This is a genomic window from Nonomuraea sp. KM90 (assembly GCF_052246675.1).
In the GTDB taxonomy this organism is placed as follows: Bacteria; Actinomycetota; Actinomycetes; order Streptosporangiales; family Streptosporangiaceae; genus Nonomuraea.
The window spans coordinates 66,984-91,060 of sequence record NZ_JBQQCB010000026.1; the positions used below are offsets into that span (position 1 = coordinate 66,984).

Below are 24,077 nucleotides of genomic sequence, written 5' to 3' on the forward strand. Positions count from 1 at the left end.
ATTCAAAACAGATACGGTGGAAGAGTGATCCAACAGGCCGATGACGCCGGCGCCGATGACGTCCAGCCGCTCGACCCCCAGCAGCTGGGGGCCTACTTCGTGCTGAGAGAGGCCGTCAGCCTCCTTGAGCACCAGGTCGAGCAGCAGCTACGCGCCGACGGCGACATCAGCTACGTGCAGTTCACGCTCCTGGCCCGCCTCCACCACGCCGACGGCCCCCTGACCATGACGCAACTGGCCGACGGCGTCGTCTACAGCCGCAGCGGCCTGACCTACCAAGCCGGCCTGCTGGAGAAGGCCGGCCTCATCACCCGCGGCGCCACCCCGGAGGACGAACGCGCCACCCTGGTCACCATCACCGACGAGGGCCGCGCCCTGCTCGAACGCGTCCTGCCGGGTCACGTCCAGCTCTCCCGCCGCCTGCTGTTCGACCCCCTGACCGACGACGACGTACGCCGGCTCGGCGACATCATGACCCGCGTACGCGACCACATGCGCGCCCAGCCACCCCGCTCCGCCGCCCCCCGCAAGCGCCGCTCCAGCCCCAAACAGGACTGACCCCCGACTTGGGCTCAGCGCGCATGCCTCGAGATGGCCGTACCGACACCTAACCGGCGCGCCCCGACAGTTCACCCCGCACCCGGTACCGGTAGCGCAGCGGCGACACCCCCACCTCCCGCTTGAACGCGGTGCTGAAGGCACTCTCCGACGCGTACCCCAGCTCGGCCGCCAGCGACCCGACGCGGACATCGCCGTCACGAAGAGCCCGCTGCGCCAGCAGCATCCGCCAGCGGTTGAGATAGGTCAGCGGCGGTACGCCCGCCACGGTCCGGAAGCGTTCGGCGAACGACGTCCGCGACATCGCCGCGGCCCGCGCCAGTTCCTCCAGACCCCAGTGCCTTCCGGGTTCGGCGTGCATGAGGCCGAGCGCCGGGCGCAACCGCTCGTCGGTCAGCACCCGTAGCCATCCCGGGGGCAGCTCGGCCTGGTCGACGTACGCGCGCAGCACCTCGAGCAGCAGGAGCTGGCCGTACTGCCGGATCGCGAACGCCGAACCCATCCGGTTCGCGATCACCTCCTCGAACAGCCGGTCGAGCGTGCCGCGCAGACTCGACGCCGCGGCAGCCGATGCCCGGACCACCCCCACCGGCGGAAGCGCCTGCAGGAGCAGGGTCCGACCGGCCGGGTTGAGGTCGACGCGCCCGCCGATGACGACGTCGTCGGTACCGCAGTCGGCGCCGACGAAGCGGGTGAAGGAAAAGCCCTCCTCAGGCACGATCTCGCGGGGCGGCCCGTCGCCCGTGCCGCCCTCGAGCCGCAGCCACGACCGGTTGTTCAGGATGGCGACGTCGCCCGGTCCGAGCTCGACCGGCCCCTCGATGCCGTCGGCGGTCAGCCGCCCGCGCCCGCACACCACCGCGAGGAGCTTCAGCGGATCCTCGACGGCGGTACGCGACACCCAGGGCCCCCGCGCCGCGAAACCACCCGACAGCAGACCACGGACCTCGACGAGGTCGAACACCTCGGACAGCTGATCGACGACCATTTCCGTACTATCGCGCAAGAAAACCGGACCGTCAAAGATTCAAAGTACGAGCGGCCACGCGCAGAGTGGTGACATGACCAAGAACCAGTACCCCATCGGATCCGGCTTCACCGCGGCATCGACAGCTGACGAGGTGCTCAAGGGCATCGACCTTTCCGGCCGGAACGTCGTCATCACCGGCGGCCACGTCGGGCTCGGCCTGGAGACCACGCGTGCGCTCAGCAAGGCCGGCGCGTCCGTCACCGTGGGGTCGCGGAACCCGGACAGTGCCGCCCCCGCGCTGGCCGGGATCGAGCGCGTCGAGGTCGGCCGGCTGGACCTCCTCGACCCGACGTCGATCGACGCCTTCGCCACCCGCTACCTCGATTCCGCTCGTCCGCTCCACATCCTGATCAACAACGCCGGCATCATGGCCGTCCCGCTGGTCCGAGACGCGCGCGGCTACGAATCACAGTTCGCGACCAACCATCTCGGCCACTTCCAGCTGACCCTGGGCCTGCTCCCCGCCCTGCGCGCCGCTCACGGCGCCCGAGTCGTCAACGTGACGTCCGGCGGCCACCGGCTCTCCGACATCCGCTGGGACGACCCCCACTTCACCACCGGCTACGACGGCATGCTCGCCTACGGCCAGTCGAAGACCGCCAACGTCCTGTTCGCCGTCGAGCTGGACCGCCGATGGGCCGCGGACGGAATCCGCGGCTACGCCGTCCACCCGGGCATCGTCGTCGGCACGAACCTGGCCCCGTCGATAACCGAGGACGCGCTGCGCGCCATGGGCCTGATCGACGCCGCCGGCCGGCCGATCATCGACCCCGACCGCGAGAAGAAGACACCCCAGCAGGGCGCCAGTACCAGCGTCTTCGCCGCCACCAGCCCACTGCTCGCCGACATCGGCGGTGTCTACCTGAAGGACAACGACATCTCCCCACTGGACACCCCGAGACCCATCAACTTCGGCACCGAGGACGACATCCCGTCCGACGTCGTACCGCACGCCGTCGACCCGGACTCGGCACGACGGCTGTGGAAGCTGAGCGAGCAACTCCTCAAGGCGTAACACCCTCGATCACCGAAGTGGCCGCCGACGCCCACGCAAAAGGCCCTCCCGGATCATCCGGGAGGGCCTTCGAACTGTGAGCCGCCTTGGGGATTCGAACCCCAGACCCCTTCATTACGAGTGAAGTGCTCTGGCCGACTGAGCTAAGGCGGCATCTGCCGTGCAGCGTGAAAGAGTCTACAGGAGCCCGGGGGGTTCTCGCTCCCACCGATCATCCGATGCCAGGACAGATCGCCTCGCCCTCCGGCGCCACCCCCGCCACCAGGTGTCGGCCACACACCGCGACCCCTTGAGGTACGCGGTGTGCCCGTCGCCTCCGTACCTCAGCAGCACACCCGACCCCAGTTCGCCGGCCAACCCCCGGCCCACTTGTAAGGCGTGGCCGGATCGCGCTCGGTGCCGATGACCAGCATCGGCCCGGCCCCCTTCGCGGTCAGGGAACGGTTGTGGAGCAGGAGCGGCCCGTCCCCCTGAACGCCCGCCAAAGGATCTCGGTCAGCAACGGCCGCCGGTCCGCACGCCGAAGCAGAGCACCCACCTCTCCCCGACCTGCCGCTGACGGTACGGCTCCGTCGCCACGTTCGGCGTCATCGTTCATTCGGCGTCATCGTTCATGAGGAGCCTGCTGGCGCGCTAACTGTTGGTGTCCAACAGCGCGCGACCGAGTCCGGTCAGGCGATGCAGCGTCCGGTTGAAGTCGCGATGGCTGGAGATCAATCCGGACTGCCGCAGGACGGTGGTGTGCTCGCTGGCCGAGGCCGGGGAGATGCTCAAGTGGCGGGCCAGCGCAGTTGTGCTCATCCCCTCGCGCATGCCGATGGCATCCAGCACCGCAGCCCGGGTCGATCCGATCAGCGCTCCGAGCGCGGCTGACACCATCGAGGTGCGCGACGGCAAGGTGTCCGGCCCGCGCACGACAGGGTAGATCAACACCGGCGGCAGATCGGGATCGAACATCGTCAGTGGTCCGCTGACGCAGAAGTACGACGGGATGAGCAGCAATCCTCGGCCGCGAAGGTGAAGCTCCTGGTGGCGGTGTCCGGGGATGCGAAGTTCGCCGGCTGACCAGGTCATCATCGGGCGCAGGCCGGCCAGCATTCCTTCCACACCGCCGGTGGCCAGGGCGGAGGTACGGATCCGGCGGTCTTTCTCCAGGGCGGCGTCGATACTGCGTCGGTAGGGCATGACGATCAGGTCGTAGCAGGTACGCATGGCCTCGGTCAGGTCGGCAATCACGGCGGGTTCGCCGGCGGCCAGGCGCCACGCACTGTCGGGTAGCCGACGCGTGGCTGCGAGGCGGCCGACGTCCCGCTTGAGCATCGGGATGGGAGTGGTGCGAAGCGCCTCAATACCATGATCCAGACCGTGTATCGCCTCGATGGGGTTCAAGAAGTCCGGGAAATAGCCCACGTTCGGGGTCAAGGTCAGCAGCAGGCCCCGTGCCTTTCCGAGCTTTGCGTGCCGTACCGCCTTGCATGCCTCCTGGCGCCATGCGGTGAACAGCAGGTCACCTCGCTGCGGTCTGAGCATCTGCAGGCTCAGGACCAGTTCCCACAGCGGGTCCGCCCCGGCGGCGATCCTGGTCCGCGCGATGTCGTCGCTCGTGAAATAGATCCTGAGCATGAGCGGCCATCCATGGGTGGGTGACGAACCCTCTGACTGTTTCGTTGGAGAATTGCTATTCAATAGCATTTTCAATGAAGTTCGCCATTCAGGCCGTCGGCATACCTGGTGCGGCGCCCTATGCCGGCCTTACGGCGCCGTAAGTACGCCGCGTTGGCGCGTTCCTGGCTCTGACCTGCCCGGAGCTGGGTCTTTCGGCCACAACCGAAAGACATGGACAAGGGCGCGGCCCCCGTGGACGATCCCAGGAAGAACGGGGTTCACGATCTACGAGGGGATGAGAATGCGTTCGATCATTCGGCTCGTGTTAGCGGCATGTGTCGCGTTGCCTGTCTTCGGAAGCAGCCCGGCCGCCGCATTCACCGCCGCCGACTCCTGGCACCGGGATTCGATCCCGTACACGCTTCACGCAGGCTACGTAAATGGCGTGTGGCGGAACGTCGCCCGCCTCGGCGAAGGCGAACTGTACTGGACCGACTACGGCGCGCGAGTCACCGTCTCGTTCTGGCTCAAGGACTTCGCCACGGACGGATACTGTGCGGCAGGTTGGGTCGACGAGTTCGGCTACGAACCTGTGCAGACGCACACGCGTCTGGAGTGCAACGGCGTGGACAAGTGGGTTTCGGTAAGCCTCCCGTCCACCGGGCAACGTATCTGTCAGATCACCGTTCGAGTGGGGCGTCAGAAGAGCAGCGGAGCTCTTCCACCCGAAAGCGCTGGACCCTGGTGGACGACAGTGGGTAGCTGGAGCAACCGCGATGGGTGCTGAAACATCCTGAGCACGGCATTAGTCCGGCCCTCGATGGCCCGCGCGCAAACCGTCGAGGGCCTTGATGTTTCCGTACCAAGGCCCGCAGCCCCCGGACTCCCCCTTGCCGTAGCGCGTCCCGCATCCCTGCCCGCGGGAAAACGAGCCTCCCTCCGCCTCGCTTCACATGACAACGGGCCGGCGGCGCTCGTAGATCAACGAACCGCCTCGCGCCGACAACGCTGCCCTCAGCCCTCACCGGAGGGGTGCTGGCCGGTCGAATCCTGCTCCTTGCCGTACATCGTCTCGTGCTGGATGCGCGGCGAGCACACCGACGCTGAGGGGCACGCACAGCGCCGTCCACCGTCGTCGAGGCGCACCGTCACCGTGTCCGACGGCACGTTGTGCCCCACCACGGTCCCGTCCCCCACAGGGGTGCTCACGCGGCTTCCGGCCCTGGGCATTCTGTTGCGGGTCTCGACGTACAACGGGTGCTCGTACTTCAGGCAGCACATGAGCCGCCCGCACGCTCCCGCGATCCGGAGCGGGTTGACCGGGAGGTCCTGGTCCTTGGCCATGCGTACGGAAACGGGCTCGAAGTCCTTCAGGAACGTGGCGCAGCACAGGTCACGGCCGCAGGGGCCGATGCCGCCCTGGAGCCGCGCCTCGTCCCTGGGCCCGATCTGCCGCAGCTCGACCCTGGCCCGGAGGTTGCGGGCCAGGTCGCGCACCAAGGCACGGAAGTCCACCCGATGCGGCGCCGAGAAGTAGACCGTGTAGACGTTGTCCTCGTCGAGGTAGTCGATGCCGACGACCTTCATCGGCAGCGTGTGCCGCTTGATCAACCGTTTGGACACGCTGCGTGCCTCGGCCCTGCGGCGCTTGTTGGTCTCGTCGCGGCCCAGGTGCTCCTCTCCCGCCAAACCTGCGCACACCGGCAAACCGTCGATGTCCTCGCTCGTGTATTGCGGCGCCCACACACACTCCGCCACCTCGGGACCTGAGTCCGTCGGCACGAGCACCTTGTCGCCCACTTTGGGGCTGTGCTCGCCGGGATCGAGGTAGTAGAGCCTCCCGTAGCGGGTGAAGCTCACGGCCATGATCATTCCCATGGGCTCGAGCTCGCCTCCTGACGGCCTAGGGGTAACTGGCTGCCTTCCTTGCCACATTACGTGTGTCCGTGGGCCGGCGGTCAGGGGTGCCGGCCCGGATCTTCGGTGATCACTTCCCGGCGGGGCACACCTTGCTGTCAGGAAGGAGCAGGCCGAAGTTGTCGGCCAGCGCCAGCCGGTCGTCCGTGCACGGCTGGTAGAGCACCTGGGCCACCCCCGGTTGCCGCTTCAGCTCACTGACCAGGTCCTGCCCGTCGAACGCCGCTGTGAGCCTGATCCTGAACCTCTCCGGCATGTCCTCCACCTTGGTCGCCTTGATCAACGCCTCGTTGTCCTCGAACGCCTGCTGGAAGTTCTTGAACGCCGACGCCTGATCCTCGAAGAGGACCTCCTCCACCCCGGGCATGCTCTCGATCAACTTCTGGATCGCCGTCTTCTGGGCCACCGTCGCGCCCTTTCCCTCCTTGGTGACCACCGGCTCGCCGTTCTTTCCGTTCACGCTCTCCCCGCCGCACGACGGCAGGCTCGCCCCCTTCGAGCACAGGAAGACACTGATCTGCCAACTCCGGCCGGCCTCGGTCTGCGGGCGGACGTCGGACTCGGCCTGGTCGGCGACGTGCTGGATCCCGCCGAGCCCCCGGAGCGACTCCTTCACCTGACGCCGGTCGCCATCGTGCCTGGTCCTCAATCTGAACGCGGCCGGCAGGTCGGTGAGCTTGATCTCCTCCGTCAGTGACGTGTTGTGCGCGAAGGTCTTCTTGAAGTTCTCGTAGGCCGTCGCCTGGTCCACGAAGAACACGCTGTCGACCTGCTGCGACTGGTGCAACGCGCGCTCGATCGCGCTGACCTGCTCACGGCTGGCGGCGCGGCCCTGGCAGGGCGACTCCTTCGGCGCCGACTTCGTACACAGGAAGACGGTCATCTCCGTCCCGCCGCTCTGGGCCGGCGGGTCCGCCGCCACCGCGCGGTCCTCGGCCCCTGGGCCACCGCGCAGCACCACGGCGGTGGCCGCCCCCGCGAGCACCACGGCCACCGCCACGGTCACCAGCCGGAAGTCCACCCGGGACCTGCGCCGCTCCGGCACCCGCAGCGGCCGCAGCGTGCCGATGTCCACCGTCGCCCCGGCCTCGACGAGGGCCTCCCGCAGTCGGTCTTCCACAGGGCTGTTCATGAATCCTCCCCAAGCGCTCGGCCGAGAGCCGCCAGCCCCCGCGCGATCGTGGACCTGGCCGTGCTCGCGCTGATCCCCATCGTCTCCGCGATCTCCTGGTCCGGGAGATCGAAGTAGTAGCGCAACGTCAACGCCTCCCGCTGCCTCCGCGGCAGCCGGCGCAGCGCCAGCATGACCTCCCGCCGCTCCTCGCCCATCAGCGCGGCACTCTCCGCCGACCAGACAGGCGGTTCGTACGGCACCGCCCGCCGGAACACCGTCGCCCGCCTGCGCAACACCGACCGGCACCCGTTGAGCACCGCGGAACGCACATAAGCGAGGGCCTTGTCGCCATCGCGCAACCTCGCCCGGCCGGCGTGGGTGCGCGCGAACGCCTCCTGCACGACGTCTTCCGCGGTCGCCTGATCGCCGACCATGATGAGGGCCAGCCGCACGAGGCCGACGTGGTGCTCGGCGAAGATCGACGCCACATCGACCCGCCGCCGCGCAAGGTCTTCTTGTTGGGTGAGCAGTTCGACTTCCACATAACAGAGACGCCTGTCGGCCTCATCTGCTGCTCGGGTCACACGGTTATCTTCGGCCTCTCACCGCACCGGGCCGTCCCGATGAGCGCACCCTGTGGACGGGAGCCATGCCCACCCACACCGCGTACGCGCGGCCCTGGCCGGGGGTGCCGGGTCGCCGCTTACCGCTGCCTCTGCGCCCACACGCCCGGAACTGGCGTCCGCAAGCCGATCCCGTACGCCACGCTCAGCTTCGTCCGGCCGGCCCGGCCGCCGCTGCTGACGTACAACGCGGTGGGAAGGCTGCTGGGATCAGTCTTCACGAACCACGCGCTCGTACCGCGGCCGCTCAGGACTTACTCGTCTGGCTCAGGGCCGCAGTGCCAGCATCATCGCCTCGACGGCCATCTGCGGATTGACGTTCGCCGCCAACCGCTCCCTGCACTGCATGATCGCGTCGATCCGCCGCAACGTCTCTTCGGGCGTGGACGACTTGGCCAGCTGATCCAGGTCGAAGCGGATGTCGTCGTTGGCCAGCTCCACCCCGGCCGCCCCGAACTGCATCGTCAGCACGTCCCGATAGAACGACACCAGCTCCAGCAACGCCGCGTCCAGCGAGTCACGCTTGATCCGCGTGGCCCGCGACTTCTGCCGGTCCTCCAGCTCCTTCAGCGCCCCGGCCCCGCCGCGCACCAACCCCCGGTTGAGCCCCTTGCCCGTGGACCCCTCCCCGTACAGCTTGCGCAGCTCCGACGTCTCGCTGTCGTTGAGCAGGGCCGTGGCGGCGGCGGCCTCCTCCTCGGCCGTCTTCACCAGCCGCTCCGCGGCGGTGACGCACTCACCGACGCCGGTCAGCGAGCGCGGGATGCTCAGCACCGCCTCCCGCCGCGCCCTGACGCCCTCGTCCAGCGCGAGGGCGCGCGCCCGGCTGATGTGCCCCTGGGCGGCCCGCGCGGCGAACCTGGCGGTGTCCCAGGGCACGCTGTCGCGGGTGGCCAGCACGTGGGCGACGGCCTCCGTGGCGGGGGTGGTCAGGTTGACCATGCGGCAGCGCGACCGGATGGTGATCATCAGGTCGTCGGGGGCGGGCGCGCACAGCAGCCAGACCGTCCGCGGCGGCGGCTCCTCGATGGCCTTGAGCAGGGCGTTCGCGGCCGACTCCGTGGCCCGGTCGGCGTCCTCGAACAGGATGACCCGCCACCGCCCCTGCGTTGGCGCCCCGGCCGCGCGCAGGATCAGCTCCCTGGTCTGCTTGACGCTGTAGGAGAGCCCTTCGGGGCGTACGGACTCCAGGTCGGGATGCGAGCCGATGAGCACCTGGTGGCACTGGTCGCAGTGGCCGCAGCCGCCGTCGCGGCACATGAGCGCCGCGGCGAAGGCGCGGGCGGCGTCCTCCCGGCCCGAGCCCGGCGGGCCGGTGAACAGCCAGGCGTGCGTCATGCCGGCGCCGCGCCCCCCGGCGACGACCTCGCCGGCCGCCGTCGCGGCACGCGACAGCACGGCTGTCGCCTGGTCCTGTCCTACGAGGTCATCGAAAACCGTCACGACGTAAGGCTAGTTGCACTTCACCTTACGAGGGGACGAGTGGCGGCTAGTCGCGGATGGCGGGCATCGTGCCGGTGATGTCCTCCGACTCGCGCGGCACCGGGTCGGGCAGGATCTCCCTGATCCGGTCCTGGATCTGCCGGGTGATCACATCCTGCGGCAGCGTGCCGTCCACGACGAGGTAACGCTCGGGCGCCGCCGCCGCCAGCGACCTGAACTCCTTGCGCACCCGCTCGTGGAACTCCAGCGGCTCGGACTCGATCCGGTCGGCCGCCCCGCCCAGCCGGGTCAGCCCCACCTCGGGCGGGGTGTCGATGAGCACGGTCAGGTGCGGCACCAGCCCGCCGGTCGCCCAGGCATTGATCTTCGACACGTCCTTGGGGTCGAGCGCCCGCCCCGCGCCCTGGTAGGCCAGCGAGGAGTCGACGTAGCGGTCGGTGACCACGAGCGAGCCCCGGTAGAGGGCCGGCCTGATCACCTTCTCCACGTGCTCGGCCCGGTCGGCGGCGTACAGGAGGGCCTCGGAACGCGCCGACAGCCCCCGCTCGGCCGCGTCGAGCAGGATGGCGCGCAACCGCATGCCCACCTTGGTGGAGCCCGGCTCGCGCGTCTGCACGACGTCGAAGCCCTGGTCGCGCAGCCAGATGGCGATCAGCCGCGACTGGGTGGTCTTGCCCGACCCCTCGCCGCCCTCGAACGCCACGAACAGCCCGGGCACGTGCTCGGCCGCCTCGGTGGGGAAGCGCTCGCCGCGCACCGCCGCGATCAGGTCGGCCGACAGGGAGACGCCCTTCCTGTCGTCCATGTGCCGCAGCGCCAGCACGCCGACGCCCATCGCGAGCGCGCCGCCGATCACCAGCACCAGGTTGGTCCCGTCGAACCGGTAGCTGAACTCGCCCAGCCCCAGCACGTGCACCCCGAAGAGCGCGCCCAGCGGGTTGGCCACGGAGACCACGAACAGCAGGGTCACCCGCGCGGTGGACTGCAGGAACGAGAACGTACGGCCCCGCAGCGAGTCCTCGACCTCGAGCCCGATCAGCGTGTAGCCGATGATCCAGGCGATCCCCGCGCACGCCCCCAGCACCACGGTCAGCATGACCACGATCACCAGGTTGTGCACCAGCGCGATCGCCACCAGCACCAGGCCCGCGACGGTGATGGCCAGCCCGAACAGCCGCCGCCGGGACAGCTCGCGCAGCAGCCTGAGCCCGAAGAACATGCCCAGCGCCATGCCGACGAAGACCGCCCCGAACACCACGCCGTAGGCCGCGTCACCGCCACCGAGCGCCACCACGTAGACCTTCGCCACGCCCACCACGGCCCCGCCCGCGGCGAACGCCCCGAGCATGCCGATGACCAGGCCGCGCACCAGCCGGTTGCCGCCCACGAACCGCCAGCCCTCGACCACCTGCTTCAGCACGGAGGGCGTGGAGATCGCGCCGTCGCGCTTGGGGATGTCCCGCAGGGTGAAGATCAGGAACGCCGACACGAGGTACGCGCACGCGTTGACGACCAGCGCCAGCCCGGTGGCGTCGCGGCCGGCCAGGAACGGCACCATGCCGGTGACCAGGTCGCCCGCCACCGACAGCGCGGCGAACAGCATGGCCGCGATCGGCGCGGTGCCGTACGTGACCAGCAGGTTGAGCTGGTTGGCCGCCTCGAGTTGCGCCTTGGGCACCAGGTTGGGCACCGTCGCGTCCTTGGCCGGCACCCAGAACAGGTTGACGCACTCGACCAGGACGGTCGCGATGATGACCCACTGGTAGCTGTTGACGAACGGGATCGACAGCACCACCGCGAACCTGGCCAGGTCGGCCGTGAACATCGTCAGCCGCCGGTCGAACCGGTCGGCGAACACGCCGGCGAGCGGCCCGAGCAGCACCGCCGGCAACATCTTGGCGACGAACACGCCGCCGACGGCCAGCGACTGCACGCGGTAGTCGCCCTGAGTGAGGTTTCCGGCCAGGGCCGTGAGCGCCAGGAGGTTGAGCCAGTCACCCAGACTGCACACCGACATGGCCGTCCAGAGCCGTCGGAACGGCGCATTGGCCAGCACGTGGGTGGGGCGGCTTCGGCCAAGGGCAGTCATGATTTCAGCGTATCCAGGTGTTGGCCGGAGTGGGGCAGACAAGAGAGGAGCCGGATATTCCCGGCTGCTCGTGGCTGAGGGTATTACGTGATCGGGCTCGGGCGCAGGTTACACACCTGGAATAGGCCCCCAAAAACATCATCAATTCATAACTCCGGCCTCATGTCGCGCCTCTTCTACCAAAGGCCCCCACTCGGCGCGGATCTCCTCGGGGAGCACGAGCTCGTCCCACAGGTCGATCAGCAGCACGCCGTCCACGTGATCGAGCAGCTCATCGGGCCCGCCCTCGCACAGCAGCGCGGTGTAGGCCGCCCGCCGCTCGTCCCGGTCGGCCAGGTCGTAGGCCCGGCCCGCCACCCGCACGACCCCCAGCGCGGCCGCCACCGGCAGCCGCGGCAGGCGGCTGGGCACGTGGAACTTCCGCCCGTCGCCGGTCACCCGCGCCGCGCACTCGACCTTCGCCTCCAGCACCAGCCGGAACCCGGCCGCGTCGAGGATGCGCCCCGCGGTCTCGAGCGTCGGCGACTTCCTGCCGTGCTCGTAGGCCGACAACGTCGTCCTGGACGTGCCGCTCACGCTGGCCAGGGCCTTCTGGTTGAGGCTCGCGGCATTCCTGGCCTGCTTGAACAGCAGACCGCCCCGCCTGGCCCAGATAGCGACGTCCTGCCCCAGCACCCGCTCCATCGGCGAGGAGACCATGCCCTACCTCCGAAAAGTATCCGGTCGGATACTCTACGCCATCATGGCGCCGGGTGACTACCGCATCACGAAAAGTCAGCTCCGGAGTTCCAGGATCGTGATCTCGGGCGGAGCCCCGACGCGCACCGGCGGTCCCCAGAAGCCGGCGCCCCTGGTGACGTACACCTGTACGCCGCCCACCGTGGCCAGCCCCGACACCACCGGCTGCTGCAGCCCCACCACCAGGTTGAACGGCGCGATCTGCCCGCCGTGCGTGTGCCCGGACAGCTGCAGGTCGACGCCGTGCCGCGCGGCCTCGTCCACCTGGACGGGCTGGTGCGCGAGCAGCACCGTGGAACGGCCGGTGTCGCGCCCGCCGAGCGCCTTGGCGAAGTCGGGGCCGTCACCGTCGGCGGCGCCGCCGACGTCGTTGACGCCGGCCAGGTCGAGCACGGCACCCTGGTGCCTGATCTCGACCCGCTCGTTTCGCAGAGAGCGTACGCCGAGCTCCCCGAGCTCCTCGATCCACTCGCCGGGTCCCCCGGGGGAGAAGTACTCGTGGTTACCGGTCACGAAATATGCCCCGTAGCGGGACTCAAGGTTCTTCAACGGCCGGGCCAGCGCCCCGAGCTGGGCCACCGACCCGTCCACCAGGTCGCCCACGATCGCCACCACGTCGGGCTGGAGGCCGTTGATCATCCGGACGATCCGCTCGGTGTGCCCGATGCCCGTGAGCGGCCCCAGGTGGATGTCGCTCACCACGGCGAAGCGCAGGCCGCCCAGCCGCGGATCCAGCTTCGGCAGCGTGACCTTGACCGGCTCGATCACGGGGTCACCCAGCGCGCTCGTCATGCCGTACCCGACCGTCCCCAGCGCGCTCACCCCGGCGATCGCCGCGGTGGTCCGCTCCAGGAAGATCCGCCTGCTCATGGGAGCGACCGCCGGGGCCTCGACCTCCGGCGCGGCGGGCTCGAAAGCGGCAGACCCCGAAACGGCAGGCCCCGAAACGGCAGGCCCCGAAACGGCAGGGCCCGAAACGGCAGGCCCCGAACCAGCCGACCCGGAAGCGGCCGACCCCGAAGCGGCCGACCCGGAAGCGGCGGGCTCCTCCGACGGCGCCGCGCCCGCCGGCACCGCGACGGGCGTGGCCACGGGCTCGGGCGCCCGCTCCCGCCGCTCCGCCCTGCGCAGGAACCCCAAGGCCACGGCCCGCGGGATCTCCAGCACGGCGAGGATCACGACCAGGTAGAACATCAACGCCAGCCAGATGTAGCCCGGCCAGGCCACCCAGCTCTCCAGGCCCATCCTCGTGCCCACGAAGGTCGTCACGAGAATCGCGAGCAACGCGACCAGGCTCCAGGTCAGGGTCTTGCGGACCCACCCGGGACCGGTCGTGCGACGCACCAGGCGATTCCACAGGTACCAGTGCGCGAGCAGGACCGCGGCCACGAAAACCAAGACGAACACACGAACGATGCTACTTCCGGCGGCCATACCCCGTTGACCGCCGGAATGTGATCTATGACTTGGTGGCCGGCTTCTTCGCGGGAGTCTTCTTCGCCGGGGCCTTCCGCGTGGTCGTCTTCTTGGGCGCCGGGGCCCGCTCACGCCGCTCGGCCAGCAGCTCGGCCGCCCGCTCGATCGTGATGTCCTCGACCGTGTCACCCTTGCGCAGCGACGCGTTCGTCTCGCCGTCGGTCACGTAGGGCCCGAACCGCCCCTCCTTGACCACCACGGGCTTCTTGGAGTTGGGGTCGTCGCCCAGCTCCCGCAGCGGCGCCGCGGCCGCGGCGCGGCCCCGTCCACGCTGCTTGGGCTGCGCGAACAGCTCCTTCGCCTGGTCGATGGTGACCGTCAGCAGGGCGTCCTCGGAGGCCAGCGAGCGGGAGTCGGTCCCCTTCTTCAGGTAGGGGCCGAACTTCCCGTTGTGCGCCACGACCTCCTCGCCCTCCAGCTCGCCCACGACCCGCGGGATCGTCAGCAGCTTGAGCGCGTCGTCCAGCGTGATGGTGTCCAGCGACATCGACTTGAACAGCGAGCTGGTGCGCGGCTTCGGAGCGTCGGCCTTCTTCGTACGCCGCTTCGGGGCCTCCTCGTCGGCGGCCGGCTCCGGCAGGACCTCGGTCACGTAGGGCCCGTATCGTCCGTCCTTGGCCACGATCATGTGCCCGGTCGCCGGGTCGTTCCCGAGCTGCCGGTCGCCCGTCGGCCGCGAGAACAGCTCCTCGGCCTTCTCCGCCGTCAGCTCGTCGGGCGTCATGTCCTCGGGGACGTTGACCCGCGCGCCGTCCCTGTCGAGGTAGGGGCCGTATCTTCCGACCCGCAGCACGATGTCCGTGCCCTTGACCGGGAACGAGCTGATCTCCTTGGCGTCGATGTCGCCGAGGTCGGTGACCATCTCCTTCAGGCCCTCGTCGCCGTCGGCGCCGTAGTAGAAGCGCTGCAGCTCCGGCACCCGCTCCGCCCGGTCGTTGGCGATGTCGTCGAGCACCTTCTCCATGTCGGCCGTGAAGTCGTAGTCGACCAGGTTGCCGAAGTGCTGCTCCAGCAGGTTGACCACGGCGAACGCCAGGAACGACGGCACCAGCGCCGTGCCCTTCTTGAACACGTAACCGCGGTCGAGGATGGTCCCGATGATCGAGGCGTACGTCGACGGCCGCCCGATCTCCCGATCCTCCAGCTCCTTGACCAGCGACGCCTCGGTGTAACGCGCGGGCGGCTTGGTCGAGTGACCGGCCACGTCGAGGCGCGACACGCTGAGCGCGTCGCCCTCCACCAGGTTCGGCAGCCGCTTCTCGGAGTCGTCGCGGTCGGTCGAGGGGTCGTCGGCCCCCTCGACGTACGCCTTCAGGAACCCGTAGAACGTGATCGTCCGCCCGGAGGCGCTGAACTCGACGTCCTCACCGGCCGTCGACCTCCCGCCCACCTTCACGGTGATCGACTCGCCGACCGCGTCCTTCATCTGGGAGGACACGGTGCGCTGCCAGATCAGCTCGTAGAGCCGGAACATGTCGCCCGACAGCCCGGTCTCGCCGGGCGTGCGGAACTCCTCGCCCGAGGGCCGGATCGCCTCGTGCGCCTCCTGCGCGCTCTTCACCTTGCTGGAGTAGACGCGCGGCTTGTCGGGCACGTACGCGGCGCCGTACAGCTTGATCGCCTGCGACCGCGCGGCCGCCACCGCCGTCTCCGACAGCGTGATGCTGTCGGTACGCATGTAGGTGATGAAGCCGTTCTCATAGAGCCGCTGCGCGACCTGCATCGTGTATTTGGCGGAGAAGCCCAGCTTCCGGCTGGCCTCCTGCTGCAGGGTGGTCGTCCGGAACGGCGCGTACGGCTTGCGCGTGTACGGCTTGCGCTCCACCGACTTGACCGCGAACGACGCCCCCTGCAGCCGCCCGGCCAGCTCTCCCGCGGCGGCCTCGGACAGGTGCAGCACGTCGGCGTTCTTGAGCTGCCCCGTGCTGGCGAAGTCGCGCCCCTGCGCCACCCGCCTGCCGTCGACCACGGTCAGCGTGGCGGTGAAGTCGCGCGGCCGCTCCTCGGGCTTGTTCGTGTCGAACAGCGCCTGCAGGTCCCAGTAGTGGGCGGAGGTGAACGCGATGCGGTCACGCTCGCGCTCCACGACCAGCCGCGTCGCCACCGACTGCACCCGGCCGGCCGACAGCTTCGGCTTGACCTTCTTCCACAGGACGGGGCTGACCTCGTAACCGTAGAGGCGGTCGAGGATGCGCCGGGTCTCCTGGGCGTCCACCAGCCGGAGGTTGAGGTCGCGCGGGTTGGCCACGGCGTCCCGGATCGCCTGCGGGGTGATCTCGTGGAACACCATGCGATGCACGGGGACCTTGGGCTTGAGCACCTCCCGCAGGTGCCAGGCGATCGCCTCGCCCTCGCGGTCCTCGTCAGTGGCCAGATAGAGCTCGTCAGCGTCCTTCAGCAGCTGCCGCAGCTTGGCGACCTGTGACCGCTTGTCGGGGTTGACGACGTACAGCGGCTCGAACTCGTGCTCGACGTTGACCCCGAGCCGTGCCCAAGGCGCCCCCTTGAACTTCTCGGGGATGTCGTCGGCCTTCTCCGGCAGGTCGCGGATGTGACCGATGCTCGATTCGACGATGTAGCCGCGCCCGAGGTACCCGGCAATCGTCTTCGCCTTGGCGGGCGACTCGACGATCACCAGGCGTGTTCCGCCGGCGCTGCCGTTGTTGGCTGGCACGCTGCTTCCTACCTCGCTGTTCGCTTGCAAATCCCCCTGCCGGGAGTCGGCACAGACTGAAAGGTAACCCGACTCGCGGAAATTTCCTTCCCCCGGGCTACCCACTAGCTTCCGGGTCCACCCACAAGCACGCAGAATAAGGCCCATCGAGCGGCATGGCGCCCTGACTCACCCTGGAGACTAATCGTTGTGCTCGACTACTCCTACATGGATATCTTCATCCCGCGCGACCTCACTCGCGAAGCAGCACGTCAACTGCTGACCGAACACGCAGAGTACGGTCAGTGGGAGCTCGCGCGCGTACGTGTACACCCCGACGGGAGCCGTCACGTCCGCCTGCGGCGCAAGATCCTGCGAGTACGCCGCACGCTCTGACCGCGAACATGGCTTTGCCCGCCCCGGGCCGCGCCCCCGGAACGGGCAAAGCATCTATCGCTTACTGCTCACGGGCTGTGAGCAGCAGCCGTACGGTGTTATGTGCTTCCTGATCCCTTACTTACGGCCGATCCGGAACCGGCGGGCCGAGGCGAACAGCGTCGCCGAGGCGGCCAGCAGCGAGCCCAGCACGAGAGCGAGCAGGGAGCCGGAGTTCATCCCGGTGAGACCGGCGGGCTGCTCGGCGCTCATCAGGCCGAGGTCGCCGACCGGCAGGCTGCGGGTGGCCGATGTCACAACGCCGCCGGCCGGGGTGGAGGCGACCAGGTCGGTGGCCGGGTCGAGCGCGGAGATCGGGCTGGAGGAGGTGGCGCGGCCCTTGCTGTCGACCGGGGCGGACACCGGGTTCTTCCTCGGCTTGGCCGGGGCCCCGGGCAGGCCGGGCAGCTCGGGGAGCTGCGGCAGGCCGAACGTCTGCGTGAGGTCCTGGACGGCGGGCACCTGCTGGGAGACGCCGGCGACGTTGCCGACACCCTCGATGGGCTTGGTGACCTCGGCGAGGTTGCCCATGTCCTGGAGCTGCTTGGTCAGCTCGCCACCGCCGGCGAGACCCTGCACCTGCCCGGTGAGACCGCTGACGTCGGGGACCCCGCCCAGGACCGGGAGGGCGGGCGTGATGGGCAGCAACCCGCCCTTGGCCGCCGCCACCTTGGTGTTGGCGCGGGCGAAGCGCTCGAACCCGTCGGGGCCCTCGGGCCCGGGCCTGCCGACGTGCGAGCCGCCGAGGCACCCGGCCGCGGCGTCGCCCAGCACGGCCGCGGCGTTGCCACAGACGTTGATCGGCGCGGCGATCGGCGCGACCGCCTGGTTGCCCGCCAGCACCCCGGCCCGGCCGGAGGTGCGGTTGCCGCCCCCGCCGACCCCGTCCTGCGGCCAGACGCCGGCTCCGCCCCTGCAGTGGGCCTCGGACCTGCCGAGCACGGCGGCCGCGTTGCCGCAGACGTTGATCGGCACGGCGATCGGCGCGACCGCCTGGTTGCCGGCCAGCACTCCGGCCGCGCCGGAGGTGTGGTTGCCGCCGGCTCCCCTGCCGCCCTTCTTCACGGTGGCGCCGCCCTTGCAGCCGGCGAACGCGTGGCCGAGCACGGCCGCGGCGTTGCCGCAGATGTCGACCGGGGCGCTGACCGGCGCCACCGCCTGGTTGCCGCTCAGCACGCCGGCGGTGCCCGACGTGGTGTTGCCGCCCGCGCCGGAGCCGCCGCCGGAGTTCAGCACCTTCGAGCCGCCCTTGCACCCGGCGGTCGCGTTGCCCACGGCGTTGCCGCAGACGTCGACCGGCAGGCTGACCGGGGCGACGACCTGGTTGCCGCTGCCGGCCCCGAAGCGCCCGTCGGTGTCGTTGCCCGTCGAGCCCGCGGCCATGTGGCGGGCCTGGTAGCGGTTGCCGGGGCCGCCGTTGTTCGTGACGGTCGAGCCTCCCTGGCAGCCGGAGAACGCCCGCCCGAACACGGCCACCGAGTTGCCGCAGATGTTGATCGGCGCGGTGATCGGCGCGATGACCTGGTTGCCGCCCAGCACGGAGGCGTCACCCGACGTACGGTTGCCGCCCGCGCCCACGCCGGTGTTGTAGACGCTGGAGCCGCCCTTGCAGCCGGCCGTCGCGTCCCCGAAGATCGCCACCGCGTTGCCGCAGACGTTCAGCGGGGCGGAGATGGGCGCGGTGATCTGGTTGCCGCCCAGGACGCTGGCGTTGCCGGAGGTCTGGTTGCCGCCGGCGCCGCCCCTGCCCTGGTTGCGGACGGTGGCGCCGCCCTTGCAGCCCGCGTCGGACTTGCCGATCAGGGACACGGCGTTGCCACAGGCGTTGACCGGCGCGCTGATCGGCGCGTTCAGCTGGTTGCCGCCGAGCACGCTCGCGTTGCCCGAGGTCCTATTGGGGATGCCTTCCCGGCCCGAGTTGACGACCTCGGCGCCGCCCTGCGAGGTCGCCTCCGACTTGCCGGCCCCGGCGACGGCGTTGCCGCTGATGTCGATCGGCAGGGAGACGGGGAGGTTGACCTGGTTACCGCCGCCGACGGACGCGTCGCCCGAGGTGTCGGCCAGCGCGGTGCCGCTGCCGCCGAACGACATGACTGCCACGGCCAGCAGGGCCGCGGGGCTCGATGCCTTCGCCCACGTACGCATGATGAATGCTCCTAGTGGTTCTTGGGGGGATTACCTGAACGGTTCGCGGGCAGCCCGAGGCCGTGCGCGGTCTCACGCGACCTCACGCGACTTCATGTGATCTCATGCGATCTCATGCGACTTCGCGCACAGCGGAGACCTGGGACTCGCGAACCAGCTGAACTGACGTGTTCACCCGCAGGCGGAGGGATTCAAGCCACGCTCCGCCGCGCTACTTTCCGGGGACCCGCCGGCCGACGTCGTTCGTTGTGATTCGTCGGCTCCGGCCAGGGTCCTGGCGGGATCAGTCAGGTGAGAAGGAGGGGTCGTCCGCCGCTGTGCGGACGACGGGGGGAAGCAGGCGCGCCAGGGGGGCGCGCCCAGCCTGGAGCCGCGGGTCGAACACGGACCTCGCGACATCCCCGGTTGCGGGCCCGAAGGGGCCGCTGCCACCGCCGTTGGGCACCAGACCATTGGTGTCCAGGATCTTTCCGGCGCTGGATGGTGCAGGCAGGCCAGGATCCCGCTGGCTGTTGAGGCCGTCCACCGTACGCCCGGCCATGGCCTCGGCGTTGTCCGACGCCGAGACACGACCCGGGATGTCGGGAGACTGATGTGCAGCCCCGGCACCGTCCGTGACCCCTGTCGCCGCTGTGCCGTCTCCGGTCGCTCCTGACGCCTCGACGGCGTCGCCGGCCGTTCCTGTCGCCGCGGTGGCGTCCGCGGCCGCCGGAGCGGCGGTGAGCATGCCGAACACAACAGCAAGCAGCCACCCGGCGGCCACTAGGGCGCCAATCGCGACTGCCCGCACGACGAGCCGACGGGCACCGGCCGCGAACCGCGCCATCCGGTCGACCCGATCGGTGGTCACGTCCTGCGCCGGGACAGTCACGCGCGGGCGACGCGCAGCACGGGCCTCAGCCCTCTGCAGTCGCACCGCCTCGCGCGTCACATGCCCTCCCGAGCTCCAGAACCGGCCTCACGTCGTGAGGCCGGTCCGTGGACTCACCCCTCAACGGTCCGTAACCGTAGCACCACCCAAGGTTGCCGCAAGGCCTTTTCACCTGAGACCCAGGAATTGGCCAACTCCCCACCACCCAAACCATCCGCAACCACCCCATCACCCTCCGCGCGCCCCCACGTAAGCCCCAATGGAGGCCCTGGGGGCGGTCTCTACGGGGGTGCGGATTCTTGGTATGACGCACTCCTCAGAGTTTGCTAACCTTACTGAGCCGACGCGGGATGACGGTCCCACGTGCAGGCACCAAGTCCGGGTGGCGGAATAGGCAGACGCGCTAGCTTGAGGTGCTAGTGCCCAGTGATGGGCATGGGGGTTCAAGTCCCCCCTCGGACACCCAGGAGACCCCGAGTTTGTGCAGGTCACAGGCTCGGGGCTTTTGCTTTTTCGCCACCAGAACGAGCCGTGATACTGCTCTGATACTTCCCGGCCTTGATCAGCCGTTGCCGCCCATGATGGCGGCGAACCTCTCGACGGCTTCACGCTGAATCGTCGGGAGGCAGTGCGAGTAGATGTCGAGCGTGATGCTCACCGTCGAGTGCCCAAGGCGCTCGCTCACGATCTTCGGGTTCACGCCGGCAATCAGCATGATCGTGGCGTGCGTGTGGCGGAGGTCGTGGAGCCGGATGTCGGGCGGCGGCTCGACTCCCTGCTTGGCGAGTTCCCTACGACAACGGGCGAGCTGCTCCTTGAACGTGCGGCTGAACCGCTCAGGGTGCCGCCACACGCCCTCATGGTCACCGAACACGAGGCCGTCGCCCTGGGCCAGCTTGTGAGCCAGGCCGCCGCGCTCCTTCTTGTGCTGACGAAGGAGCGCCACCGTCACGGGGTCGAGGTCGATCACGCGGGCTTTGCAACTCTTCGTGGTGCCCTCCTGGATCTTCTTCCCCTCCCCCTTGATCCTGATCAGTCCGACCGACCGCCGGACGCTCATCTTGCCCTTGTCGAGGTCGAGGTCTCGCCAGCGGAGCGCGAGGAGTTCACCGCGCCTGATGCCCGTGTAGGCCAGCACGAGCCACGCACTGTGGAGGGTGCTGTTCTGCCGTGACCAGTCGAGGAAGGTCCGGAGCTGCTCGTCGTTCCACGGGTGCATCTCGGGGGCCTTGGCCTCCTTCGCGGTCGGCGGCTTGGCCTTGTCGGCGGGGTTCTTGGCGAGAAGGGCAGGCTCGGCATCCACGGCGGCCTGAAGCGCCGACCGCAGGATGGTGTGGATGTAACGGACCGTACGCGCGGACAGCCCCTCGCCGATCAGCTCTCCCTTGCCGTTGCGCATGCCCTCTTTCTCCAACATCACGTACAGCGCCGTGATCTTCGCGGAGGTGAGGGAAGCCAGGGGGATGCTGCCGATGTACGGCTTGAGGTGCAACCGGATGTTCTTCTTGTACGAGGCGACGGTGCTGTCAGCCTTGCGTAGGCCGTTCACCCAGTCGTCGAGATAGCCGCCCGTGGTTTGCTTGGACGGCTCGATGAACTCGCCCTTGTCCACCTTTGACAGGGCCTCACGCACGGCCTTCTGTGCCGCCGCCCTCGTGGTCCACGCCTGCCCTCGTCGTCCCGACGACGAAGCACGGGCTTCTTGGTCCCGTCCGGCTGAGGAACCATGAACTTGATTCCGAACTGCGTCTTGCCGTTGGCAAGCTTGTACTCGAAGACGCCGCCCTCGCCGGGGGACCTCCGCCGGGGCTTCTTCTCGTCTTTACTGCTCACTCGTTCTCCTCGGGGTCGAGCGCCTGAAGCGCCTGCGGATGGCGGATGACGCCTGTTGCGCGTATCTCCTCCGCCCAATCGGAGGTGTAGGCAGGCACAGAAATGCCCGCCTTGATCATCTGGTCGAGGACCTTTGCAAGCTCGACGAAGGCTGCGGCCCGGGACTCGGCATCCTTCCGCGCTCTGACGACTTCCTCCGCGTCACGCAGCGAGCGGTACAGCTCGACGGGGTAAACGACCTCCCGCCACGCCTCGAAACGATCTTTGCCTGTCTTGGCGATCGTGGAGAAGTCAGCGCGCGCCTGCCCGTCCTCTTGCATGTGACCGGGGGGTTCCTCCCCCATGGCCCACCTCCAAGCCGCGTAGGGGTTCAGCCCTCCCTTCCAGTGAGGCGGCGTCAGTGCAGGCTTCGGGCCCTCCAGGGGGAAGAGCAGGAGAAGGGGCGGGACCGCGAGGGCGTAGGCGATGACGAGCAGTTCGTCCACGCTGATCTCACGTCGCCTGACCCCAGTCTTCGGGTTCTTCCGGCCAGTCTCGATGTTGGTGAGCGCGGCGAAGGTCAGTTGGGGAGCACCCAACTTCGCGCACTCCTCCGCGAGCTGCTCTCGGGTGATGCCGAGCCGGTCTCTGTGGACCTGGATCTGCCGACCCACAACATCGCTGGGGGTTCGGTCTCCATCGTCGATCTCATTGTGCATATCGACAAGTCTATTCGTCGTGTTGCCGAATGTCAGTAGATGTCCCTAAGATCGACGCGGTGTTGTTCGTTGATATGCGCATCCCTCTGTGCAAATCGACAAGGAGGTGAAGTTGAAGACCGCTACCGATTCCGACCCGTTCGACGGTCGTCTGTTCGCGACGGTCCCCGAAACGGCTGGCCTGTTCGGGGCGGACGAACGAACCGTTCGTCGCGCGATCAAAGACGGCCAGATCCCCGCCGTCCAGGTTGGCGCTACTTACCGCGTACCCGTGGCCTGGCTCCGTGCGCAGGCGCTCGTGGACCTTGACGGGAGCGCCGCCTGATGATGCGCCCCACCAAAGTGTGCGGCCCCGGGAGCACCACCTCCCAGGGCCGTCAGCATGTCGATGCACCTACCAAGTCCAACGACTACTCCACGGTAGCGCGCCGCATGGCGTCACACCGCGTAGCCCCTCTGGTCTGCGGTCACCGTGACCCCCTCGACTGTCTCGCGACTTCTGCCGCCCCCAGCTCGTTCGGCCTCAGCCGCGCCGAGTTGGTCGCCGAGATCCAGCGTTGCCAATCGTCCGGGTGGCAGACGTGGGAACTGGTCGAGAGGTTCCTCAGCGCGGCAGCAGAGGAGGTGGCGTGAACCCGTTGGACAGTGTGTTCAGCGCCCCACCGTTCTGCACTCAGTGTCAGGAGGTGGCCGTCTACTGCCAGTGTGACGCGCAAACGGACGCAGAGGAGGCCGCCCAGCAGGACCCTCCGGACGAGGACCCGCCCATCTCGTCCACGTGGCGTCCCATTGACCTCGCTGCCGTTCTGAGCGGGTCTTACGAGCCGCCGCGCCCCACAGTCGGGAAGCGTGACGACGAGATTGGTCTCTTCTACCCGGGACGTGGCCACGTGATCGCCTCCGAGTCCGAAGCGGGCAAGACCTGGCTTCAGCTCTCGGCGCACGCCGATGAGATCCGCGCCGGCCAGGCAACGGTCTTCATCGACTTCGAGGACGACGAGGGAGGCGTGGTCGGCAGGCTGCTCACGCTAGGTCTGACGGCGGAGGACATCAGGGCTCGCTTCATCTACATCCGGCCCGAAGAGCCCATCACCCTCCACGCGCGTTCGATGCTCGTGCAAGTGCTCGGCGACCTTCACCCCACGCTGGTCACGCTCGACGGCGTGACCGAAGCCATGACCATGCACGGCCTCAACCCGCTCGACAACAAGGACATCGCCCGGTTCGGGCGCATGCTCGTCCGGCCCCTGACCGAAGCAGGACCAGCGGTCGTCAGCCTTGACCACGTCGTCAAGGACAGGGAGGGACGAGGCCGCTACGCACTCGGCGGCGTCCACAAGCTCAACGGCCTCAACGGGGCCATGTACACGCTGGAGAACCGCAAGCCCTTCGGCGTGGGAGTGACCGGCCGAAGCGGCATCTACATCAGCAAGGACCGTCCCGGGCAGCTCCGGAGGCATTCTCTGCCGTCCTCCGATGGTCGCCGTTGGTTCGGCGACCTTGTGGTCACCTCCCACGCCGAATTCTTCGTCGAGGTCAGCATCGAGCCACCCGCAAGCGACCGCACTGACAAGTTCCGACCCACCAACCTCATGCGGAAGGTGTCCGACGCCCTCGCACGTGCAGGCCAACCGCTCAGCAAGCGTGACATCGAGACCCGCGTACAAGGCAAGGCCGAACACGTACGCGCCGCTGTCGCCTGCCTCATCGACGAGGGATTCGTCCACGTCACGCCGAAAGGCAACGCACAGATGCACGACCTCATCAAGGCATTCAACGAGGAGGAGAGGTGACCTCCAGTCCGTCAGGCGCGATCTCGTCCCGCCAGGCCAAG

At 68.9% G+C, this 24,077-nt stretch carries 21 protein-coding genes and 2 tRNA genes; 7 read left to right on the top strand and 16 right to left on the bottom strand.

Annotated features, from left to right (window positions below; translation table 11 throughout):
- Window positions 1–24 precede the first annotated feature (24 nt).
- Window positions 25–558, top strand: a complete 534-nt coding sequence (locus tag ACTWPW_RS25870) for a MarR family winged helix-turn-helix transcriptional regulator (protein ID WP_375110634.1) — start codon at window positions 25–27, stop codon at window positions 556–558.
- 49 nt (window positions 559–607) lie between these two features.
- Here the strand turns inward: ACTWPW_RS25870 and ACTWPW_RS25875 are convergent, their stop codons facing one another.
- The gene (locus ACTWPW_RS25875; protein ID WP_375110633.1) at window positions 608–1,546 is read right to left on the bottom strand and encodes an AraC family transcriptional regulator; all 939 of its coding nucleotides are present in this window, start codon (window positions 1,544–1,546) and stop codon (window positions 608–610) included.
- Between the two features lie 73 nt (window positions 1,547–1,619).
- Between ACTWPW_RS25875 and ACTWPW_RS25880 the strand changes: the two genes are divergently transcribed.
- Complete coding sequence (locus ACTWPW_RS25880) at window positions 1,620–2,603, top strand: SDR family NAD(P)-dependent oxidoreductase (RefSeq protein ID WP_443170148.1); 984 nt, start codon at window positions 1,620–1,622, stop codon at window positions 2,601–2,603.
- A gap of 79 nt (window positions 2,604–2,682) precedes the next feature.
- Here ACTWPW_RS25880 and ACTWPW_RS25885 read toward each other — a convergent pair.
- The 3 genes from ACTWPW_RS25885 to ACTWPW_RS25895 form a co-directional block, all read right to left on the bottom strand.
- Window positions 2,683–2,756: transfer RNA gene (locus tag ACTWPW_RS25885), tRNA-Thr, on the bottom strand.
- 170 nt (window positions 2,757–2,926) lie between these two features.
- A complete protein-coding gene (locus ACTWPW_RS25890; protein WP_375110631.1) occupies window positions 2,927–3,016 on the bottom strand; it encodes a hypothetical protein in 90 nt (29 codons plus the stop codon).
- 220 nt (window positions 3,017–3,236) lie between these two features.
- Window positions 3,237–4,226: an ArsR/SmtB family transcription factor gene (locus ACTWPW_RS25895; RefSeq protein ID WP_443170149.1), complete on the bottom strand. Its 990-nt coding sequence runs from the start codon at window positions 4,224–4,226 to the stop codon at window positions 3,237–3,239.
- Window positions 4,227–4,509: 283 nt separating this feature from the next.
- On the opposite strand from ACTWPW_RS25895, the gene ACTWPW_RS25900 reads away from it, so the two are divergent.
- Window positions 4,510–4,995 carry a hypothetical protein gene (locus ACTWPW_RS25900; protein ID WP_443170150.1) on the top strand — a complete coding sequence of 162 codons (486 nt, stop codon included), beginning with the start codon at window positions 4,510–4,512 and terminating at the stop codon, window positions 4,993–4,995.
- 227 nt (window positions 4,996–5,222) lie between these two features.
- Here the strand turns inward: ACTWPW_RS25900 and ACTWPW_RS25905 are convergent, their stop codons facing one another.
- The 8 genes from ACTWPW_RS25905 to topA form a co-directional block, all read right to left on the bottom strand.
- Entirely contained in the window at window positions 5,223–6,086 is an 864-nt protein-coding gene (locus tag ACTWPW_RS25905) for a PSP1 domain-containing protein (RefSeq protein ID WP_375110628.1), read from the bottom strand.
- Between the two features lie 109 nt (window positions 6,087–6,195).
- A complete protein-coding gene (locus tag ACTWPW_RS25910; RefSeq protein WP_443170151.1) occupies window positions 6,196–7,257 on the bottom strand; it encodes a permease-like cell division protein FtsX in 1,062 nt (353 codons plus the stop codon).
- A complete protein-coding gene (locus ACTWPW_RS25915; protein ID WP_375110626.1) occupies window positions 7,254–7,781 on the bottom strand; it encodes a SigE family RNA polymerase sigma factor in 528 nt (175 codons plus the stop codon). Before ACTWPW_RS25915 ends, ACTWPW_RS25910 begins: the two co-directional genes overlap by 4 nt.
- 348 nt (window positions 7,782–8,129) lie before the next feature.
- Window positions 8,130–9,305 (bottom strand): DNA polymerase III subunit delta', encoded by a 1,176-nt coding sequence (locus ACTWPW_RS25920; protein ID WP_375110625.1) that lies wholly within the window; start codon window positions 9,303–9,305, stop codon window positions 8,130–8,132.
- Between the two features lie 46 nt (window positions 9,306–9,351).
- A complete protein-coding gene (gene tmk, locus ACTWPW_RS25925; protein ID WP_443170152.1) occupies window positions 9,352–11,394 on the bottom strand; it encodes a dTMP kinase in 2,043 nt (680 codons plus the stop codon).
- 141 nt (window positions 11,395–11,535) lie between these two features.
- The gene (locus ACTWPW_RS25930; RefSeq protein WP_375110622.1) at window positions 11,536–12,093 is read right to left on the bottom strand and encodes a helix-turn-helix transcriptional regulator; all 558 of its coding nucleotides are present in this window, start codon (window positions 12,091–12,093) and stop codon (window positions 11,536–11,538) included.
- Window positions 12,094–12,168: 75 nt separating this feature from the next.
- Window positions 12,169–13,539, bottom strand: coding sequence for a metallophosphoesterase (locus ACTWPW_RS25935; protein ID WP_443170153.1), 1,371 nt, complete (start codon window positions 13,537–13,539; stop codon window positions 12,169–12,171).
- 52 nt (window positions 13,540–13,591) lie between these two features.
- The gene (topA, locus tag ACTWPW_RS25940; protein WP_375110619.1) at window positions 13,592–16,282 is read right to left on the bottom strand and encodes a type I DNA topoisomerase; all 2,691 of its coding nucleotides are present in this window, start codon (window positions 16,280–16,282) and stop codon (window positions 13,592–13,594) included.
- A 189-nt stretch (window positions 16,283–16,471) separates the two neighbouring features.
- On the opposite strand from topA, the gene ACTWPW_RS25945 reads away from it, so the two are divergent.
- Window positions 16,472–16,657 carry a DUF5703 family protein gene (locus ACTWPW_RS25945; protein WP_364115906.1) on the top strand — a complete coding sequence of 62 codons (186 nt, stop codon included), beginning with the start codon at window positions 16,472–16,474 and terminating at the stop codon, window positions 16,655–16,657.
- 117 nt (window positions 16,658–16,774) lie between these two features.
- Here ACTWPW_RS25945 and ACTWPW_RS25950 read toward each other — a convergent pair whose 3' ends face one another.
- Both ACTWPW_RS25950 and ACTWPW_RS25955 read right to left on the bottom strand, forming a co-directional pair.
- Entirely contained in the window at window positions 16,775–18,841 is a 2,067-nt protein-coding gene (locus tag ACTWPW_RS25950; protein ID WP_443170154.1) for a chaplin family protein, read from the bottom strand.
- Between the two features lie 283 nt (window positions 18,842–19,124).
- Window positions 19,125–19,691 (bottom strand): hypothetical protein, encoded by a 567-nt coding sequence (locus ACTWPW_RS25955; RefSeq protein WP_443170155.1) that lies wholly within the window; start codon window positions 19,689–19,691, stop codon window positions 19,125–19,127.
- Between the two features lie 397 nt (window positions 19,692–20,088).
- Between ACTWPW_RS25955 and ACTWPW_RS25960 the strand changes: the two genes are divergently transcribed.
- Window positions 20,089–20,174: transfer RNA gene (locus ACTWPW_RS25960), tRNA-Leu, on the top strand.
- Window positions 20,175–20,274: 100 nt separating this feature from the next.
- Here the strand turns inward: ACTWPW_RS25960 and ACTWPW_RS25965 are convergent.
- Both ACTWPW_RS25965 and ACTWPW_RS25970 read right to left on the bottom strand, forming a co-directional pair.
- Window positions 20,275–21,345 carry a tyrosine-type recombinase/integrase gene (locus tag ACTWPW_RS25965; protein WP_443170156.1) on the bottom strand — a complete coding sequence of 357 codons (1,071 nt, stop codon included), beginning with the start codon at window positions 21,343–21,345 and terminating at the stop codon, window positions 20,275–20,277.
- Between the two features lie 196 nt (window positions 21,346–21,541).
- A complete protein-coding gene (locus tag ACTWPW_RS25970; RefSeq protein WP_443170157.1) occupies window positions 21,542–22,243 on the bottom strand; it encodes a helix-turn-helix domain-containing protein in 702 nt (233 codons plus the stop codon).
- Between the two features lie 88 nt (window positions 22,244–22,331).
- Here ACTWPW_RS25970 and ACTWPW_RS25975 point away from each other — a divergent pair, with 88 nt between their 5' ends.
- Both ACTWPW_RS25975 and ACTWPW_RS25980 read left to right on the top strand, forming a co-directional pair.
- Window positions 22,332–22,568, top strand: coding sequence for a helix-turn-helix domain-containing protein (locus ACTWPW_RS25975; protein ID WP_443170158.1), 237 nt, complete (start codon window positions 22,332–22,334; stop codon window positions 22,566–22,568).
- A 304-nt stretch (window positions 22,569–22,872) separates the two neighbouring features.
- Window positions 22,873–24,036, top strand: coding sequence for a hypothetical protein (locus ACTWPW_RS25980; protein ID WP_443170159.1), 1,164 nt, complete (start codon window positions 22,873–22,875; stop codon window positions 24,034–24,036).
- Window positions 24,037–24,077 lie beyond the last annotated feature (41 nt).

Coding starts and splice junctions, on each gene's coding strand:
- ACTWPW_RS25875 (WP_375110633.1), bottom strand. CDS start 1,546: ATGGTCGTCGATCAGCTGTCCGAGGTGTTCGACCTCGTCGAGGTCCGT.
- ACTWPW_RS25880 (WP_443170148.1), top strand. CDS start 1,620: ATGACCAAGAACCAGTACCCCATCGGATCCGGCTTCACCGCGGCATCG.
- ACTWPW_RS25890 (WP_375110631.1), bottom strand. CDS start 3,016: ATGCTGGTCATCGGCACCGAGCGCGATCCGGCCACGCCTTACAAGTGG.
- ACTWPW_RS25895 (WP_443170149.1), bottom strand. CDS start 4,226: ATGCTCAGGATCTATTTCACGAGCGACGACATCGCGCGGACCAGGATC.
- ACTWPW_RS25900 (WP_443170150.1), top strand. CDS start 4,510: ATGCGTTCGATCATTCGGCTCGTGTTAGCGGCATGTGTCGCGTTGCCT.
- ACTWPW_RS25905 (WP_375110628.1), bottom strand. CDS start 6,086: ATGGGAATGATCATGGCCGTGAGCTTCACCCGCTACGGGAGGCTCTAC.
- ACTWPW_RS25910 (WP_443170151.1), bottom strand. CDS start 7,257: ATGAACAGCCCTGTGGAAGACCGACTGCGGGAGGCCCTCGTCGAGGCC.
- tmk (WP_443170152.1), bottom strand. CDS start 11,394: ATGACTGCCCTTGGCCGAAGCCGCCCCACCCACGTGCTGGCCAATGCG.
- ACTWPW_RS25930 (WP_375110622.1), bottom strand. CDS start 12,093: ATGGTCTCCTCGCCGATGGAGCGGGTGCTGGGGCAGGACGTCGCTATC.
- ACTWPW_RS25950 (WP_443170154.1), bottom strand. CDS start 18,841: ATGCGTACGTGGGCGAAGGCATCGAGCCCCGCGGCCCTGCTGGCCGTG.
- ACTWPW_RS25970 (WP_443170157.1), bottom strand. CDS start 22,243: ATGCACAATGAGATCGACGATGGAGACCGAACCCCCAGCGATGTTGTG.